This window comes from Citrobacter sp. Awk 4, from assembly GCF_028069725.1.
Classification (GTDB): domain Bacteria; phylum Pseudomonadota; class Gammaproteobacteria; order Enterobacterales; family Enterobacteriaceae; genus Citrobacter_D.
Genome location: NZ_JANEWG010000020.1, coordinates 1 through 17,112, shown reverse-complemented (window position 1 = coordinate 17,112; position 17,112 = coordinate 1). Strand labels below are relative to the sequence as shown.

Here is a 17,112-nt window from a genome sequence, read left to right as displayed (position 1 = left end):
TAAAAGCAAAACGCCACGTAAAAACGTGGCGTTTTCGAGTAAAAACTGGCTTACGAACGTTTCATCATATCGAAGAAGTCGTCGTTGGTTTTGGTCATCGCCAGTTTGTTGATGAGGAATTCCATAGCATCAATTTCGCCCATTGGGTGAATGATTTTGCGCAGGATCCACATCTTCTGCAGCTCTTCCTGAGTGGTGAGCAGCTCTTCTTTACGGGTACCGGAACGGTTGTAGTCGATAGCCGGGAAGACGCGTTTTTCAGCGATCTTACGAGAGAGGTGCAGTTCCATGTTACCTGTACCTTTAAACTCTTCGTAGATAACTTCGTCCATTTTAGAGCCAGTATCGATCAGCGCCGTCGCGATAATGGTCAGGCTACCGCCCTCTTCCACGTTACGCGCGGCACCGAAGAAACGTTTTGGACGGTGCAGGGCGTTAGCGTCCACACCACCGGTCAGTACTTTACCGGAAGCCGGTACCACGGTGTTATATGCACGTGCAAGACGGGTGATGGAGTCGAGCAGAATGATAACGTCTTTCTTATGCTCAACCAGGCGTTTCGCCTTCTCAATCACCATTTCCGCGACCTGAACGTGGCGAGATGCGGGTTCGTCAAAGGTGGAAGCAACCACTTCACCTTTCACCAGACGCTGCATCTCGGTCACTTCTTCCGGACGTTCGTCAATCAGCAGGACCATCAGCACGCAGTCCGGGTGATTGTACGCAATGCTCTGCGCAATGTTCTGCAGCAGCATCGTTTTACCGGCTTTCGGCGGCGCCACAATCAGACCACGCTGACCACGACCAATTGGCGAAGCCAGATCCAGTACGCGAGCGGTCAAATCTTCTGTTGAACCGTTACCACGTTCCATACGCAGACGAGAGTTTGCGTGCAGTGGGGTTAAGTTCTCAAACAGGATTTTATTACGGGCGTTTTCCGGTTTGTCATAGTTAACTTCGTTAACTTTCAACAGCGCAAAGTAGCGTTCACCTTCTTTCGGCGGACGAATCTTACCAGAAATGGTATCACCAGTGCGGAGGTTGAAACGGCGGATTTGGCTAGGGGAAACGTAGATGTCATCAGGACCGGCGAGGTAGGAGCTGTCTGCAGAGCGGAGGAAACCAAATCCATCCTGCAATATCTCCAGCACACCGTCACCAAAGATATCTTCGCCACTCTTTGCGTGCTGCTTCAGGATGGCAAAAATAATGTCCTGCTTGCGCATACGAGCCAGGTTTTCCAGCCCCATATTTTCGCCGAGAGTGATCAGCTCAGAAACCGGCGTATTCTTTAATTCGGTAAGATTCATAATGGTGTGAGTTCTTAAACTTGGGGTAAATCTCGAACTTAATGTTGTGAATGGTATGGCAGGATCATCCATGCCTGTTTACGGCCATCAACTCATGTCTGTTCGCTGTCTGGTCACAGGAAAGTACACAGAACTGAAACGACAAGACGGATTGAGTGACAAGCCAGGAATCTGTCCACTTCTCGCGTGAGATAAAACGGGAAGTATTGGATAAAACTAGATTCAAACTTAATAAGGTATGTTTAATACGAAGTCAACACTAACTTAGCATGACTCAAGCCGGGCGTCCAGTCATCCACATAATTTAGGATGCCGGTCGCCCGAACATGATATTTCCTTACGCCAGGTTGGCGTCGAGGAACTCTTTCAGCTGACCTTTGGACAGAGCGCCCACTTTGGTTGCAGCCACTTCACCGTTCTTGAACAGCAGCAGGGTCGGGATGCCACGGATACCATACTTCGGCGCAGTGCCTGGGTTCTGGTCAATGTTCAGTTTAGCAACCGTCAATTTGCCCTGATATTCGTCAGCGATTTCATCCAGAATCGGGGCGATCATTTTGCACGGTCCGCACCACTCTGCCCAGAAATCAACGAGGATCGCCCCGTCCGCTTTGAGTACATCCGTGTCAAAACTGTCGTCAGTCAGGTGAATAATTTTATCGCTCATATATAACTCCACAGGAATAAGCCTGGCGTGTTGGTTCAGGATCTGTCGCTCAGCGTCAACATCACTCACAATTGAGGGATGCAGCCTTCAAAACCAACTAAAGGTTGACTTTATTTCACCGGATACGCTTTCGTAAAGCAATAGTAAGCTGATATTCTACCACACTATGAGCAAAACACATTTAACAGAACAGAAGTTTTCCGACTTCGCCCTGCATCCTAAGGTGATAGAAGCCCTTGAAAAAAAAGGGTTTCATAACTGCACGCCCATTCAGGCACTGGCCCTCCCGCTAACGCTGGCAGGTCGTGATGTTGCAGGGCAGGCGCAAACCGGTACCGGGAAAACGATGGCGTTTCTGACGTCAACGTTTCATTATCTTCTCTCTCATCCCGCGATTGCCGATCGCAAAGTGAATCAGCCGCGCGCGCTCATTATGGCGCCGACACGCGAATTAGCTGTGCAGATCCACGCTGATGCGGAGCCTCTGGCTCAAACGACCGGCCTGAAGTTAGGTCTGGCTTACGGCGGTGACGGTTACGACAAACAGCTTAAAGTGCTGGAAAGCGGCGTCGATATTCTGATCGGCACCACAGGTCGTCTGATCGACTACGCGAAACAGAATCATATCAACCTTGGCGCTATTCAGGTCGTCGTGCTCGATGAAGCCGATCGTATGTACGACCTGGGCTTTATTAAAGATATCCGTTGGCTGTTCCGTCGTATGCCGCCAGCCACTCAGCGTCTGAACATGCTGTTCTCTGCGACCCTCTCTTACCGTGTTCGTGAACTGGCTTTCGAGCAGATGAACAACGCCGAATACGTTGAAGTTGAACCGGAACAAAAGACGGGTCATCGCATTAAAGAAGAGCTTTTCTACCCTTCTAATGAAGAAAAGATGCGTTTACTGCAAACGCTGATCGAAGAAGAGTGGCCAGATCGTGCCATTGTTTTCGCCAACACCAAACATCGTTGCGAAGAGATCTGGGGCAGTCTTGCTGCTGATGGCCATCGCGTAGGTCTGTTGACCGGCGACGTAGCGCAGAAAAAACGTCTGCGCATTCTCGATGAATTTACCCGTGGTGACCTTGATATTCTGGTGGCAACTGACGTTGCGGCCCGCGGTCTGCACATTCCTGCGGTGACGCACGTCTTTAACTACGATCTGCCGGATGACTGTGAAGATTACGTCCACCGTATCGGTCGTACAGGTCGTGCTGGCGCAAGCGGTCATTCCATCAGTCTGGCCTGCGAAGAGTACGCGTTGAATCTGCCCGCCATTGAGACCTACATTGGTCACTCGATTCCGGTGAGCAAATACAATCCAGACGCGCTGATGACCGATTTGCCTAAGCCATTGCGCCTGACGCGTTCGCGCCCTGGTAATGGGCCACGCCGCACTGGCGCACCTCGTAACCGTCGTCGTTCAGGTTAAGAAAATATGCTCAGCTCCACCTCGTCGCTTTATGCAGCTATCGATCTCGGTTCCAATAGTTTTCATATGCTGGTTGTACGCGAGGTGGCAGGAAGCATCCAGACGCTTACCCGCATCAAACGCAAGGTGCGTCTGGCTGCAGGGCTGAACAGTGATAATTCTCTTTCAGCAGAGGCAATGGAGCGCGGCTGGCAGTGCCTGCGTTTATTTGCTGAACGCCTGCAGGATATTCCCCAATCGCAAATCCGCGTGGTCGCAACGGCAACATTACGCCTTGCCGTCAATGCGGGCGAGTTTATTGCCAAAGCACAAGATATCCTCGGTTGTCCCATCCAGGTCATTAGCGGCGAAGAAGAAGCCCGCCTGATTTATCAGGGTGTCGCCCATACCACTGGCGGCGCAGACCAGCGTCTGGTTGTCGATATCGGCGGTGCCAGCACTGAAATGGTCACGGGTACCGGTGCGCAAACCACCTCACTGTTCAGTTTGTCGATGGGTTGCGTTACCTGGCTTGAACGTTACTTTACCGATCGCAACCTGGCGCAAGAAAACTTTGATGAGGCGGAAAAAGCCGCACGCGAAGTGCTGCGTCCCGTTGCTGATAAGTTGCGCTATCATGGCTGGAAAGTGTGTGTGGGTGCCTCTGGCACTGTGCAAGCGCTACAAGAAATCATGATGGCGCAGGGCATGGATGAACGTATTACGCTGGCGAAGCTTCAACAGTTAAAGCAGCGAGCCATTCAGTGTGGCCGCCTGGAAGAGCTGGAAATTGAAGGATTAACGCTCGAGCGCGCTCTGGTATTCCCAAGCGGTCTGGCCATTCTGATCGCCATTTTCACCGAACTGAACATTCAGTGCATGACCCTTGCCGGCGGCGCATTACGTGAAGGTCTGGTCTACGGGATGCTACACCTCGCCGTTGAACAGGATATTCGCAGCCGCACGTTGCGTAACGTTCAGCGGCGATTTATGGTCGATACCGAACAGGCAAACCGTGTCGCGAATCTCGCGGCCTCTTTCCTCGATCAGGTGGAGAATGAGTGGCATATTGAACCGATCAGCCGCGAAATATTGATCAGCGCCTGCCAGTTGCATGAGATTGGGTTAAGCGTCGATTTCAGGCAAGCGCCACAACATGCGGCCTATCTGGTGCGCAATCTTGATTTACCGGGTTTTACGCCTGCGCAAAAGAAATTGCTGGCAACGTTATTATTAAATCAGACCAACCCTGTCGATCTCTCGTCACTCCACCAGCAAAATGCGGTGCCACCGCGCGTAGCAGAACACCTTTGTCGTTTACTGCGTCTGGCAATTATTTTTGCCAGTCGGCGACGCGACGATTTGGTGCCTGATATTGTGTTGCAGGCGCAGAATGAAAATCTGACGTTAATCCTCCCCGAAGGCTGGTTTGCGCATCACCCGCTGGGTAAAGAACTTATTGATCAGGAAAGCCAGTGGCAAAGCTATGTCCACTGGCCGCTGGACGTGTTGTAAGACGTTTTTTGCCGGGTGTGCTAACGCTTATCCGGCAACTATTTAGCTCTCTTTGCCGCCATCATCGCTTTCAAATTTGCCAGATGGTTCTGCCCTTTCTGCATCCGCTCTTCGGCGCTCACCACTTTACGTTCCTGCTCCCAAATGAGATCGTCCTGCGGCAGCTCCAACAGAAAACGACTTGGCTCCGGGCGCACCAGCTCGCCGTACTGACGGCGTTCTTTGCACAACGTGAAGATAAGCTCTTTCTGTGCACGCGTGATCCCAACGTAGGCCAGACGGCGCTCTTCATCGATATTATCTTCATCAATACTGCTCTGGTGCGGCAGGAAACCCTCTTCCATCCCCACCATAAAGACATACGGAAACTCGAGCCCTTTTGAAGCATGCAGCGTCATCAGTTGAACCTGATCTAACTCCTCTTCGCTTTCGCCACGTTCCATCATGTCGCGCAGGGTGAAGCGCGTCACCACCTGGGTGAGCGTCATCGGTTCATCAATTTCACTACCTTCCAGCATCTCCGTCATCCAGCTAAACAGCTGGTTGACGTTTTTCATGCGCATCTCCGCTGCTTTTTGGCTCGGCGAGGTTTCATACAGCCAGGATTCATAATCGATGCCGTGAATAAGGTCGCGTACTGCCGCAATCGGCTCACGCTCCGCCAGACGCTGAATTTCGCCCAACCACTGGGTAAAACGGGTGAGCGAATCATACCCACGCCCGGTTAATGTCTGGTTAAGCCCCATATCAAAGCTGGCCGTAAACAGACTTTTGTTGCGGGTCATCGCCCATTCACCCAGTTTTTGCAGCGTGGCTGAACCGATTTCGCGTTTTGGGGTGTTCACAATGCGTAAAAACGCGCTGTCATCGTCCGGATTGGTCAAAACGCGCAGGTAGGCCAGCAGATCTTTAATCTCCGGACGAGAGAAGAACGACGTACCGCCGGAAATTTTGTACGGGATCCGGTTCTGCATGAGGAATTTTTCAAATACCCGCGACTGGTGATTCCCGCGGTACAGAATGGCGTAATCCTTGTATTCGGTTTTATTCACAAAGTGATGGGCAATAAGTTCGCCCGTGACGCGCTCGGCTTCATGCTCTTCATTGTTCGCGCTCAACACTTTAAGCTCGGCACCATAACCCAGCTCGGAAAAGAGACGCTTTTCAAAAACGTGAGGGTTGTTGGCGATGAGAATATTCGCCGCCTTCAGGATGCGTCCGGAAGAACGGTAGTTCTGCTCGAGTTTAATCACCTGCAAAGCCGGGAAATCCTGGCTCAGCAGCACCAGGTTTTGCGGGCGGGCACCGCGCCAGGAGTAAATGGACTGATCATCATCCCCCACCACCGTAAAGCGTGCGCGTTGGCCCACCAACAGCTTTACCAGCTCGTACTGGCTGGTGTTGGTGTCCTGATATTCATCCACCAGCAGGTAGCGGATCTTGTTTTGCCAGCGCTCACGCACCTCTTCATTACGTTGCAGCAGCAGCGTGGGCAGCAGGATCAGGTCATCAAAATCCAGCACGTTACACGCCTTCATATGCGCATCGTACAGGCCGTAGCAATGAGCAAAAATGCGGTCCCGCTCGCCCTTCGCGCTGGCCGCCGCCTGCGCAGGAGTTTTCAGATCGTTTTTCCAGTTGGAGATCGTTGAGATCAGCTGTTGCAGCATCACTTTATCGTCTTCGATCAGCCCTTCGGTCAGATCCTTCAACAACGCAACCTGATCAGTGTCGTCGAATAGCGAAAAGTTGGATTTCATCCCCAAAGCGGCGTATTCCCGCTTGATGATGTCCAGCCCCAGCGTATGGAACGTGGAAATCATCAGCCCGCGCGCTTCTTTGCGTCCCAGCGTCTGCCCAACACGCTCTTTCATCTCGCGCGCCGCCTTGTTGGTAAAAGTCACCGCTGCAATATGGCGCGCCTGATACCCACAGCCACGAATAAGGTGGGCAATCTTGTTAGTAATAACGCGTGTTTTACCTGAACCCGCCCCCGCCAGCACCAGGCAAGGTCCGGTGACGAATTCGACGGCATGTTGTTGTCCGGGGTTCAAACGCATAGGGGGATTGCTCAATCTGTAAACACGGGGATGTGGATTGTAGCAGAAAGTCAGGCTGAGATTTACCCACCAAATGGTAAAGTGTTGGGCGGCAATCCTTTGATGAGAACGACCCTATGGTTAAGAGCGCGGCAGCCCTGCATATCCTGGTAAAAGAAGAGAAACTGGCTCTCGAGATCCTAAGCAAACTGGAGCGCGGTATCAGTTTCGATCATCTGGCAAAACGCTACTCCCGCTGCCCTTCCGGGCGCAACGGCGGCGATCTTGGCGAATTCAAACAGGGGATGATGGTGGGACCATTTGATGCTGCGGTGTTTAGTATCCCGCTGCTTAAACCCTACGGACCGGTAAAAACCAAATTTGGCTACCACATCATCAAAGTGCTGTATCGACGGTAAGCCATGCTAAAATCGCCAGCCTTATAGACCCCTTTTTGAAGGCACGATCATGGCAAAAACAGCAGCAGCAGTGCATATCCTTGTTAAAGAAGAGAAACTGGCATTAGATCTTCTTGAGCAGATTAAAAATGGCGCCGACTTCGGCAAACTGGCGAAGAAGCACTCAATTTGCCCGTCAGGCAAACGCGGCGGTGACTTAGGTGAATTCCGTCAGGGCCAGATGGTTCCGGCGTTCGACAAAGTGGTCTTCTCCTGCCCGGTGCTGGAGCCAACCGGCCCGCTGCACACTCAGTTCGGTTACCACATCATTAAAGTGCTGTACCGTAACTAACAAAAAACCCGGTGCATCTGAACACCGGGTTTTTGCCTGATGGCGCTTCGCTTATCAGGCCTACGAAACGTACACTTTTGTAGGCCGGATACGGTGTTTACACCGCCATCCGGCAATTCATGCGACGCCTTATCCGGCAACAGCGATACGTTTCATATCCGTCATATAGCCACGCAGTTTCTGGCCCACTTTCTCGATCGCATGGCTGCGAATCGCTTCATTCACATCACGCAGCTGCGCGTTATCGACTGCACCGTCGGCAATCGCTTTGCCCAGATCGCCCGGCTGAATTTCAGTCATGAACGATTTCAGCAGCGGTACGCAAGCGTATGAGAACAGGTAGTTACCATATTCAGCGGTATCAGAGATAACTACGTTCATTTCATACAGACGCTTACGGGCAATGGTGTTCGCAATCAGCGGCAGCTCGTGCAGGGATTCGTAGTAAGCCGACTCTTCGATAATGCCGGAATCCACCATCGTTTCGAACGCCAGCTCAACGCCCGCTTTCACCATTGCGATCATCAGAACGCCTTTATCAAAGTACTCCTGCTCGCCGATTTTGCCTTCATACTGCGGCGCGGTTTCAAACGCGGTTTTGCCGGTCTCTTCACGCCAGGTCAGCAGTTTCTTATCGTCGTTAGCCCAGTCGGCCATCATACCGGAGGAGAATTCGCCGGAGATAATGTCGTCCATGTGTTTCTGGAACAGCGGCGCCATGATCTCTTTCAGTTGTTCAGACAGCGCGTAAGCGCGCAGTTTCGCCGGGTTGGACAGACGATCCATCATCAGCGTAATACCGCCCTGCTTCAGCGCTTCGGTAATGGTTTCCCAGCCGAATTGAATCAGTTTTTCAGCGTATGCCGGGTCGGTGCCCTCTTCCACCAGCTTGTCGAAGCACAGCAGAGAACCGGCCTGCAGCATACCGCACAGGATAGTCTGCTCGCCCATCAGGTCAGATTTCACTTCTGCAACGAAGGAAGACTCCAGAACGCCCGCACGGTGACCACCGGTTGCTGCGGCCCAGGCTTTAGCGATGGCCATACCTTCACCTTTCGGATCGTTTTCCGGGTGAACGGCAATCAGGGTCGGTACGCCAAAACCACGTTTGTACTCTTCACGCACCTCGGTACCCGGGCACTTCGGCGCCACCATCACGACGGTGATGTCTTTACGGATCTGCTCGCCCACTTCGACGATGTTGAAGCCATGAGAGTAACCCAGCGCCGCGCCCACTTTCATCAGCGGCTGTACGGAACGCACCACGTCGGAGTGCTGTTTGTCCGGCGTCAGGTTAACCACCAGGTCCGCCTGCGGGATCAACTCTTCGTAGGTGCCGACTTTAAAACCGTTTTCGGTCGCTTTACGCCAGGAAGCGCGCTTTTCAGCAATCGCTTCTTTACGCAGCGCATAGGAGATATCCAGACCGGAATCACGCATGTTCAGACCCTGATTCAGACCCTGAGCGCCACAGCCGACGATGACCACTTTTTTACCCTGAAGGTAGCTTGCGCCATCGGCGAATTCGTCGCGTCCCATAAAGCGACATTTACCCAGCTGTGCCAGCTGCTGGCGCAGGTTCAGTGTATTGAAGTAGTTAGCCATGGTGAACTCCGTGATGTTGTGTTGTCGTGCTTTCTTGTTAGGTTCGCTTGCCGTGTCATTGCAAGAGAGAATGAACTCACTATATGACAGGAAATTTATTGCGGAAATTGATATATTCACAACGTCACGTTGCAATTTCTGCAATGTAAAAGAGTGGAGTGCGATCTGTGGATTTACGCGATCTGAAAACCTTCCTGCATCTGGCGGAGAGCCGCCATTTTGGCCGCAGCGCACGGGCGATGCACGTCAGCCCCTCCACTCTTTCCCGGCAAATTCAGCGCCTGGAAGAAGATCTCGGCCAGCCGCTATTTGTGCGCGATAACCGCACCGTGACGCTGACCGAAGCAGGTGAAGAGTTACGTGTTTTTGCCCAGCAAACCTTGCTGCAATATCAGCAACTGCGCCACACCATCGACCAGCAAGGGCCGTCACTTTCCGGCGAACTGCATATTTTCTGCTCGGTCACCGCCGCTTACAGCCATCTGCCGCCGATTCTCGACAGGTTTCGCGCGGAACATCCGTCGGTGGAAATTAAGCTCACCACCGGTGATGCCGCCGATGCGATGGAAAAAGTGGTAACCGGCGAAGCGGATCTGGCGATTGCAGGGAAACCGGAAACGCTGCCCGGCGCGGTGGCATTTTCAATGCTGGAGAATCTGGCGGTGGTGCTGATCGCTCCCGCATTGTCCTGCCCGGTACGTAATCAAGTCTCGGTGGAGATCCCGGACTGGTCGACAATTCCATTCATTATGGCCGACCAGGGGCCGGTACGCCGACGCATTGAGCTGTGGTTCCGGCGCAACAAGATCAGCAATCCTTTGATTTACGCCACGGTGGGAGGCCATGAAGCGATGGTCTCAATGGTCGCGCTCGGCTGCGGTGTGGCGCTGCTGCCGGAAGTGGTGCTGGAAAACAGCCCGGAGCCGGTGCGAAACCGTGTGATGATTCTGGAGCGCAGCGACGAAAAAACGCCGTTTGAACTTGGCGTCTGCGCACAAAAAAAGCGGCTGCATGAGCCGCTGATTGATGCGTTTTGGGCGATTTTGCCGAATCACTAACCCCATGCCGGATGGCAGCGCAAGCTACAAACGGCGTGTAGGCCTGATAAGTGAAGCGCCATCAGGCATCCCGTCCTAACCCGCCAAAAAGAACCGAAACGCCGGGTTGTGAGTTTCATCGTGGCAGTCGTAGCCCAGCTCGTTGAGACGCGTTTCAAAATCCGGTTCATGATCGCCCAACTCGAACGCCGCCAGTACGCGCCCGTAGTCAGTGCCGTGACTACGGTAATGGAACAGGGAGATGTTCCAGTGGGTGCCCAGCGTATGCAAGAACTTGAGCAGCGCACCCGGTGATTCCGGGAACTCAAAGCTGAACAGACGTTCTTTTAGCGGTTTCGATGGGCGTCCGCCGACCATGTAACGGACGTGCAGTTTCGCCATTTCATCATCGGAGAGATCGACCACGCTGTAACCGCCGTCATTGAGCAGTTGCAGAATCTCTTTACGCTCATCCAGACCACGGCTCAGACGCACACCGACAAAAATGCAGGCATCTTTAGCATCGGCAAAGCGGTAGTTGAACTCGGTGACCGAACGTCCGCCGAGCAGCTGGCAGAACTTCAGGAAGCTGCCCTTCTCTTCCGGGATGGTCACCGCCAGCAACGCTTCACGCTGCTCACCCAGTTCACAGCGTTCGGAAACGTAGCGCAGACCGTGGAAGTTAACGTTGGCTCCGGAAAGCACATGCGCCAGTCGCTCGCCACGGATATTGTGCTGGGCGATATACTTTTTCATCCCCGCCAGCGCCAGCGCGCCGGACGGTTCCGCCACCGCACGCACATCTTCGAACAGATCTTTCATCGCTGCGCAGATAGCATCGCTGTCAACGGTGATGATGTCGTCAAGATACTCCTGACACAGGCGGAAGGTTTCATCGCCGATGCGTTTGACCGCCACGCCTTCAGCAAACAAACCTACGCGCGGCAGATCGATCGGATGACCGGCTTCCAGCGCCGCCTTCAGGCAAGCAGAGTCTTCCGCTTCTACAGCAATCACTTTTATTTGCGGCATCAGCTGTTTGATCAGCACCGCCACGCCCGCCGCCAGCCCGCCGCCGCCGACCGGCACAAACACGCGGTCCAGATGGGCATCTTGTTGCAGCAGTTCCAGCGCCAGCGTGCCCTGGCCTGCAATCACCATCGGATGATCAAACGGCGGCACCCAGGTAAAGCCCTGCTGCTGCGACAACTCAATCGCTTTGGCTTTCGCTTCATCAAAATTGGCACCGTACAGTAGCACTTCGCCGCCGAAACCGCGCACCGCATCAACTTTGATATCGGCGGTGGCGGTTGGCATGACAATCAGCGCTTTTACCCCCAAACGCGCGGAGGAGAACGCCACGCCTTGTGCATGGTTTCCTGCGGATGCGGTAATCACACCCTGCGCTTTCTGTTCTTCCGTCAGACCCGCCATCATGGCGTAAGCCCCGCGCAACTTGAAGCTGTGCACCGGCTGGCGATCTTCGCGTTTCACCAGGATCACGTTATCGAGGCGCGACGAGAGTTTTTCCATTTTTTGCAGCGGCGTGACCTGCGCTGCTTCGTAGACCGGTGCGCGCAGCACCGCTCTGAGATACTCGGCACCCTCAGGGGTGCCGGACAGGGGTTGCGAGTCAGCCATCATTAACCCCCCAGTTTCGATTTATCGCGCACAGCACCTTTGTCGGCGCTGGTCGCCAGGCTGGCGTAGGCACGCAGGGCAAAGGAGACCTGACGTTCACGATTTTTCGGCGTCCAGGCTTTATCGCCACGGGCTTCCTGCGCCTCACGACGTGCTGCAATTTCCTGATCGCTCAGTTGCAGTTGGATGCCGCGATTCGGGATATCAATTTCAATCAGATCGCCGTCTTCGATGATTGCAATATTGCCGCCACTCGCCGCCTCAGGAGAAACATGGCCGATAGAAAGACCGGAAGTGCCGCCGGAGAAACGACCGTCGGTGATCAGCGCACACGCTTTGCCGAGGCCCATCGATTTCAGGAAGGTGGTCGGGTAAAGCATTTCCTGCATCCCTGGCCCGCCTTTCGGACCTTCGTAACGGATGACAACCACATCGCCAGCCACCACTTTGCCACCGAGGATAGCGTCTACTGCATCGTCCTGGCTTTCGTAAACTTTGGCCGGGCCGGTGAATTTTAGGATGCTGTCATCCACACCTGCGGTTTTCACAATGCAGCCGTTTTCCGCGAAGTTGCCGTAAAGCACGGCCAGACCACCGTCTTTGCTGTAAGCATGCTCCAGCGAGCGGATACAGCCATTCGCGCGGTCATCATCCAGCGTATCCCAGCGGCAATCCTGCGAAAATGCCTGGGTGGTGCGGATACCCGCAGGACCTGCGCGGAACATAGTTTTCACCGCCTCATCCTGGGTCACGACAACGTCGTATTGCTCAAGGGTTTGCGGCAACGTCAGACCAAGCACGTTTTTCACGTTGCGGTTAAGCAGTTTGGCACGGTCCAGCTCGCCCAGAATCCCCAGTACGCCGCCTGCGCGGTGCACGTCTTCCATATGGTATTTCTGTGTACTCGGCGCGACTTTACACAACTGAGGCACTTTGCGGGAGAGCCTGTCGATATCACTCATGGTGAAGTCGATTTCCGCTTCCTGCGCCGCCGCCAGCAGGTGAAGAACGGTGTTGGTGGAACCACCCATCGCGATATCCAGCGTCATGGCGTTTTCGAATGCCGCCTTGCTGGCGATATTGCGCGGCAGGGCACTTTCGTCGTCCTGCTCGTAATAACGTTTGGTCAGCTCAACAATGCGGGAACCGGCATTGAGGAACAGCTGCTTACGGTCGGCGTGGGTCGCCAACAATGAGCCGTTGCCCGGTTGTGACAGGCCCAGCGCTTCGGTCAGGCAATTCATTGAGTTGGCGGTGAACATGCCAGAACAGGAGCCGCAGGTCGGGCACGCGGAGCGTTCTACCTGATCGCTCTGTTCGTCGGACACTTTCGGGTCCGCGCCCTGAATCATCGCATCGACCAGATCGAGTTTGATTATCTGATCGGAGAGTTTGGTTTTACCGGCTTCCATTGGACCGCCGGAGACAAAGATCACCGGAATGTTCAGGCGCAGGGAGGCCATCAGCATCCCCGGGGTGATTTTGTCGCAGTTGGAGATGCAGACCATAGCGTCTGCGCAGTGGGCATTGACCATATACTCAACAGAGTCGGCGATCAGCTCGCGAGACGGCAGTGAATAAAGCATGCCCCCATGACCCATCGCGATACCATCATCCACCGCAATAGTGTTGAACTCTTTGGCAACACCGCCTGCCGCTTCGATTTGTTCAGCAACCAGTTTACCGAGGTCGCGCAGGTGCACGTGGCCCGGCACAAACTGAGTAAACGAGTTTACAACCGCAATAATAGGCTTACCGAAATCGGCGTCGGTCATCCCGGTTGCGCGCCACAGTGCGCGGGCCCCCGCCATATTGCGGCCATGGGTTGTGGTAGCGGAACGATACTTAGGCATGCTCTGTTTACTCCCGTCTGACTATTTAGCGGGACGGTGCGTGCCGTCCCGAATTTATACTTATGGATTAACCTGATCCAACCAGCCCCATTTATCTTCCGTTTCACCGGTGAAGAGGCCAAAGAATGCTTGCTGGATGCGTTTGGTGACTGGGCCACAACGGCCTTCACCCACCTGGATGCCGTCTACACTGCGAACGGGGGTGATTTCTGCTGCGGTTCCGGACATGAACACTTCATCCGCCAGATACAGAGACTCACGGGACAGCACTTGCTCACGCACTTCGATATCCAGCTCTTTTGCCAGCTTGATGATCGCATCACGCGTAATGCCTGGCAGTGCGGATGAGGTGAACGGCGGGGTGAACAGAATGCCATCTTTCACCTCAAACAGGTTCTCACCTGCGCCTTCAGAAATGTAGCCGTTCACATCCAGCGCAATCCCTTCCTGATAACCGTGGCGACGCGCTTCGCTACCGACCAGCAGAGATGAAAGGTAGTTACCGCCGGCTTTTGCCGCGGTCGGGATGGTGTTTGGCGCAACGCGGTTCCAGGACGAAACCATCGCGTCAATGCCCTGATCCAGTGCTTCCGCGCCCAGATAGGCTCCCCACGGGAACGCGGCGATGATCACATCAGTGGTGTATCCCGGTGGTGGGTTAACGCCCATCCCCACATCGCCCACAAAGACCAGTGGGCGGATATATGCGCTGGTCAGATTGTTTTTGCGGATAACCGAGCGACAGGCTTCCATTAACTCATCAACGCTCTGAGAAACCGGAAAACGATAAATTTTTGCTGAGTCGCGAAGGCGCTGCATGTGTTCGCGATGGCGGAACACCACAGGTCCTTTGTGAGAATCGTAGCAACGGATCCCTTCAAACACAGAAGTACCGTAGTGCAGCGCGTGGGACATTACGTGAACTTTCGCATCTTCCCAGCGGATCATCTCGCCATTGGACCAAATGTAATCAGCTTTTTTCGTCGTCATTTTTCTTCCTTTGCGCTCAGGCGCGGATCTGTTGTGATGTGGTTGTGCTCTGGCAAATGGCAACATGTGCAACGTCTACCAGTTTACTTAACTGACTAAACAGTAAGTCGACCGACCGGGGGCTGGCAACGGTCAATTCGATATTTATATTCTGCGCATCGCTGGCAGTTTCCATATTCATAGAGCACACCTGAAAACCGCGATGACGTACCACACGTAAAACACGCTCTAACGTTTCCGGGCTGAAGCGCGCCGCCACATTGACCTGATGTTGCATCATGATAATTTCTCCAGCATTTCTGAGTTACTGGCACCGGGCGGCACCAGGGGCCAGACATTCTCAAGCTCGTCGATTGAGACATGAAGCAGGTAAGGCCCCTCGCTGTTCAGCATGGTGTCGAGTGCCGCTTCAACCTGGTCTTTACGGGTGATGTGTTGGCCAGGAATGCCAAAGGCGCTGGCTAACATGAGGAAATCGGGATTATCGGTAAGGGTGGTTTCGCTATAACGTTCCTGAAAAAACAGTTGCTGCCATTGTCGTACCATCCCTAATCGCTGATTATCGAGTAAGACGATTTTCAACGGTAACTGCTTGCGTTTTACGGTGCCCAGTTCCTGCACGTTCATCATGAAAGAACCGTCACCGGAGATACAGATAACCGTGTCATCAGGTCGCGCCACTTGTGCGCCCACTGCCGCTGGCAGGCCAAAGCCCATCGTGCCCAAGCCGCTGGAGGTGATAAAGTTTTCCGGGCGGGTATAGGTCATATGCTGCGCCGACCACATCTGATGTTGGCCGACGTCCGTCGTCACGACGCTGTCTGCCGGTTTACGATCCGACAGCTGCTTTAACAACAGCGGGGCGTAGATAGCGTCACCAGGGTGATCATAGCGCCAGCTATGCTCAGTGCGCAGTTCAGCGCAATGCTGGCGCCAGGCGTCAATGTTTAACGATTGCTGCAGAGCAGGCAGCAGCGTGTTCAGATCGCCCTGAAGCGCAACGTGCGCCTGACGCAGCTTGTTCATTTCTGCGGGGTCGATATCCATGTGGATTACGCAGGCATTTGGCGCGAAGGTATTCAGCTTGCCGGTCACCCGGTCATCAAAACGCGCACCGACAGCCACCAGTAGATCGCATTCCTGCACCGCAAAGTTTGCCGCTTTCGTGCCATGCATCCCCAACATGCCCAGATAATACGGATAGTCTGCATCGACAGCGCCAAGCCCTTTCAACGTGCAGGTGACTGGCATGCGGGTCACGTCGAGAAATTCACGCAACGCGGTTACCGCCTGCGCCATCCCCACGCCGCCCCCGACGTACAGCACCGGCTTTTGCGCTTGCGCTATCATTCGACGCGCTTGCTCAACATCAGCATGCGGGAACGTAACATCATTTTTCACAGTGGAGAAATAGGGCTCAAGAGTACCGCTGGCCAGCTGGATATCTTTAGGGATATCAACCAGAACGGGTCCTGGTCGTCCTGAATTCGCCACCCTGAAAGCGTCGGCCATGATACGGGGTAACTCTTCCAGCGACGGCACCAGGAAGCTGTGCTTGGTGCAGGCCAGGGACAGTCCTAACACATCCACTTCCTGAAAAGCATCGGTGCCAATGAATGGCGCAGAAACCTGGCCCGTGATGGCGACAACGGGAACGGAATCTAACAGCGCATCAGCCAGACCAGTGATCAAATTGGTCGCCCCAGGTCCGGAGGTTGCGATACAGACGCCGGTTTTACCGGTCGAACGCGCATACCCGATAGCGGCCATAACGGCCCCCTGCTCGTGTCGGCACAACAGGTGTTCCACGCCGCCGTCATACAACGCATCGTAAACCGGCATAATTGCGCCACCGGGATAACCAAAAACGGTTTTAACACCCTGTGCTCGCAAAGCATGTACTACCCATTGCGCCCCATTCATAGTTACTTCCCCGCCATAAATTTGGAGAAACAGAATTTTATGCTGTTATTCATTTTCTGTTCCTCGGTTATGTTTTTAAGGTCAAAAAAAACCCCCGGACCTTTCGGTGCGGGGGTCTTAGTTCGTTAAGGCTTGATTTTTAAGCCTTTCCTCGTCCAAGTGCAGCCCCGCACGGTGGGATAATAATCACCACCACGCTAATCACGACCAGGCTAATCACTCGTAGAAGGGCTGTCATTTTCGTATATTCTTGCATCTTGTTCGAAGGAATGCCTAAAGAGTTATCATAGATTTCACAAATAACACAAGATATTTTTATTCTCTTTTTTCTGACGCAGCTAACGGTTTAGCAAAAACACATTGTTTTATAT

At 53.7% G+C, this 17,112-nt stretch carries 17 protein-coding genes; 5 read left to right on the top strand and 12 right to left on the bottom strand.

Translation table 11 applies throughout. The annotated features are described in order from the left end of the window. Nucleotides 1-50: 50 nt before the first annotated feature. From rho to trxA, 3 genes are all read right to left on the bottom strand, one after another. Nucleotides 51-1,310: a transcription termination factor Rho gene (gene rho, locus NNO04_RS10490; RefSeq protein WP_002437993.1), complete on the bottom strand. Its 1,260-nt coding sequence runs from the start codon at nucleotides 1,308-1,310 to the stop codon at nucleotides 51-53. An 87-nt stretch (nucleotides 1,311-1,397) separates the two neighbouring features. After that, nucleotides 1,398-1,517 (bottom strand): rho operon leader peptide, encoded by a 120-nt coding sequence (locus tag NNO04_RS10485; protein ID WP_162380372.1) that lies wholly within the window; start codon nucleotides 1,515-1,517, stop codon nucleotides 1,398-1,400. Between the two features lie 130 nt (nucleotides 1,518-1,647). After that, nucleotides 1,648-1,977, bottom strand: a complete 330-nt coding sequence (trxA, locus tag NNO04_RS10480) for a thioredoxin TrxA (RefSeq protein ID WP_001280776.1) — start codon at nucleotides 1,975-1,977, stop codon at nucleotides 1,648-1,650. Between the two features lie 166 nt (nucleotides 1,978-2,143). Here trxA and rhlB point away from each other — a divergent pair, with 166 nt between their 5' ends. Then, on the top strand, nucleotides 2,144-3,409 hold the full coding sequence (gene rhlB / locus NNO04_RS10475) for an ATP-dependent RNA helicase RhlB (RefSeq protein WP_162380319.1): 1,266 nt from the start codon (nucleotides 2,144-2,146) through the stop codon (nucleotides 3,407-3,409). A 6-nt stretch (nucleotides 3,410-3,415) separates the two neighbouring features. Next, nucleotides 3,416-4,903, top strand: coding sequence for a guanosine-5'-triphosphate,3'-diphosphate diphosphatase (gene gppA, locus NNO04_RS10470; RefSeq protein WP_271444605.1), 1,488 nt, complete (start codon nucleotides 3,416-3,418; stop codon nucleotides 4,901-4,903). Nucleotides 4,904-4,941: 38 nt separating this feature from the next. On the opposite strand, the gene rep is transcribed toward gppA, so the two are convergent. After that, nucleotides 4,942-6,963: a DNA helicase Rep gene (gene rep, locus NNO04_RS10465; RefSeq protein WP_271444604.1), complete on the bottom strand. Its 2,022-nt coding sequence runs from the start codon at nucleotides 6,961-6,963 to the stop codon at nucleotides 4,942-4,944. A gap of 116 nt (nucleotides 6,964-7,079) precedes the next feature. Between rep and ppiC (NNO04_RS10460) the strand changes: the two genes are divergently transcribed. Together ppiC (NNO04_RS10460) and ppiC (NNO04_RS10455) are read left to right on the top strand one after the other, a co-directional pair. Then, nucleotides 7,080-7,361 carry a peptidylprolyl isomerase PpiC gene (gene ppiC / locus NNO04_RS10460; protein ID WP_162380315.1) on the top strand — a complete coding sequence of 94 codons (282 nt, stop codon included), beginning with the start codon at nucleotides 7,080-7,082 and terminating at the stop codon, nucleotides 7,359-7,361. A 49-nt stretch (nucleotides 7,362-7,410) separates the two neighbouring features. After that, nucleotides 7,411-7,692, top strand: a complete 282-nt coding sequence (ppiC, locus tag NNO04_RS10455; protein WP_003017999.1) for a peptidylprolyl isomerase PpiC — start codon at nucleotides 7,411-7,413, stop codon at nucleotides 7,690-7,692. Between the two features lie 129 nt (nucleotides 7,693-7,821). Here ppiC (NNO04_RS10455) and ilvC read toward each other — a convergent pair whose 3' ends face one another. Continuing rightward, the gene (gene ilvC, locus NNO04_RS10450; protein WP_271444603.1) at nucleotides 7,822-9,297 is read right to left on the bottom strand and encodes a ketol-acid reductoisomerase; all 1,476 of its coding nucleotides are present in this window, start codon (nucleotides 9,295-9,297) and stop codon (nucleotides 7,822-7,824) included. A 167-nt stretch (nucleotides 9,298-9,464) separates the two neighbouring features. On the opposite strand from ilvC, the gene ilvY reads away from it, so the two are divergent. Further along, nucleotides 9,465-10,355: an HTH-type transcriptional activator IlvY gene (gene ilvY / locus NNO04_RS10445; protein WP_271444602.1), complete on the top strand. Its 891-nt coding sequence runs from the start codon at nucleotides 9,465-9,467 to the stop codon at nucleotides 10,353-10,355. A gap of 75 nt (nucleotides 10,356-10,430) precedes the next feature. Here the strand turns inward: ilvY and ilvA are convergent, their stop codons facing one another. The 7 genes from ilvA to ilvL form a co-directional block, all read right to left on the bottom strand. After that, complete coding sequence (gene ilvA / locus NNO04_RS10440; protein ID WP_271444654.1) at nucleotides 10,431-11,975, bottom strand: threonine ammonia-lyase, biosynthetic; 1,545 nt, start codon at nucleotides 11,973-11,975, stop codon at nucleotides 10,431-10,433. 2 nt (nucleotides 11,976-11,977) lie between these two features. Next, nucleotides 11,978-13,828 carry a dihydroxy-acid dehydratase gene (gene ilvD / locus NNO04_RS10435; RefSeq protein ID WP_271444601.1) on the bottom strand — a complete coding sequence of 617 codons (1,851 nt, stop codon included), beginning with the start codon at nucleotides 13,826-13,828 and terminating at the stop codon, nucleotides 11,978-11,980. A 60-nt stretch (nucleotides 13,829-13,888) separates the two neighbouring features. Beyond that, nucleotides 13,889-14,818, bottom strand: coding sequence for a branched-chain amino acid transaminase (locus NNO04_RS10430; RefSeq protein WP_271444600.1), 930 nt, complete (start codon nucleotides 14,816-14,818; stop codon nucleotides 13,889-13,891). A gap of 16 nt (nucleotides 14,819-14,834) precedes the next feature. Beyond that, nucleotides 14,835-15,098, bottom strand: a complete 264-nt coding sequence (ilvM, locus tag NNO04_RS10425) for an acetolactate synthase 2 small subunit (protein ID WP_162380309.1) — start codon at nucleotides 15,096-15,098, stop codon at nucleotides 14,835-14,837. Further along, entirely contained in the window at nucleotides 15,095-16,741 is a 1,647-nt protein-coding gene (ilvG, locus tag NNO04_RS10420) for an acetolactate synthase 2 catalytic subunit (RefSeq protein ID WP_271444599.1), read from the bottom strand. Before ilvG ends, ilvM begins: the two co-directional genes overlap by 4 nt. Nucleotides 16,742-16,743: 2 nt before the next feature. After that, entirely contained in the window at nucleotides 16,744-16,794 is a 51-nt protein-coding gene (gene ilvX, locus NNO04_RS22880; protein ID WP_203361354.1) for a peptide IlvX, read from the bottom strand. A gap of 86 nt (nucleotides 16,795-16,880) precedes the next feature. Further along, nucleotides 16,881-16,979 (bottom strand): ilv operon leader peptide, encoded by a 99-nt coding sequence (ilvL, locus tag NNO04_RS10415; RefSeq protein ID WP_001311244.1) that lies wholly within the window; start codon nucleotides 16,977-16,979, stop codon nucleotides 16,881-16,883. Nucleotides 16,980-17,112 lie beyond the last annotated feature (133 nt).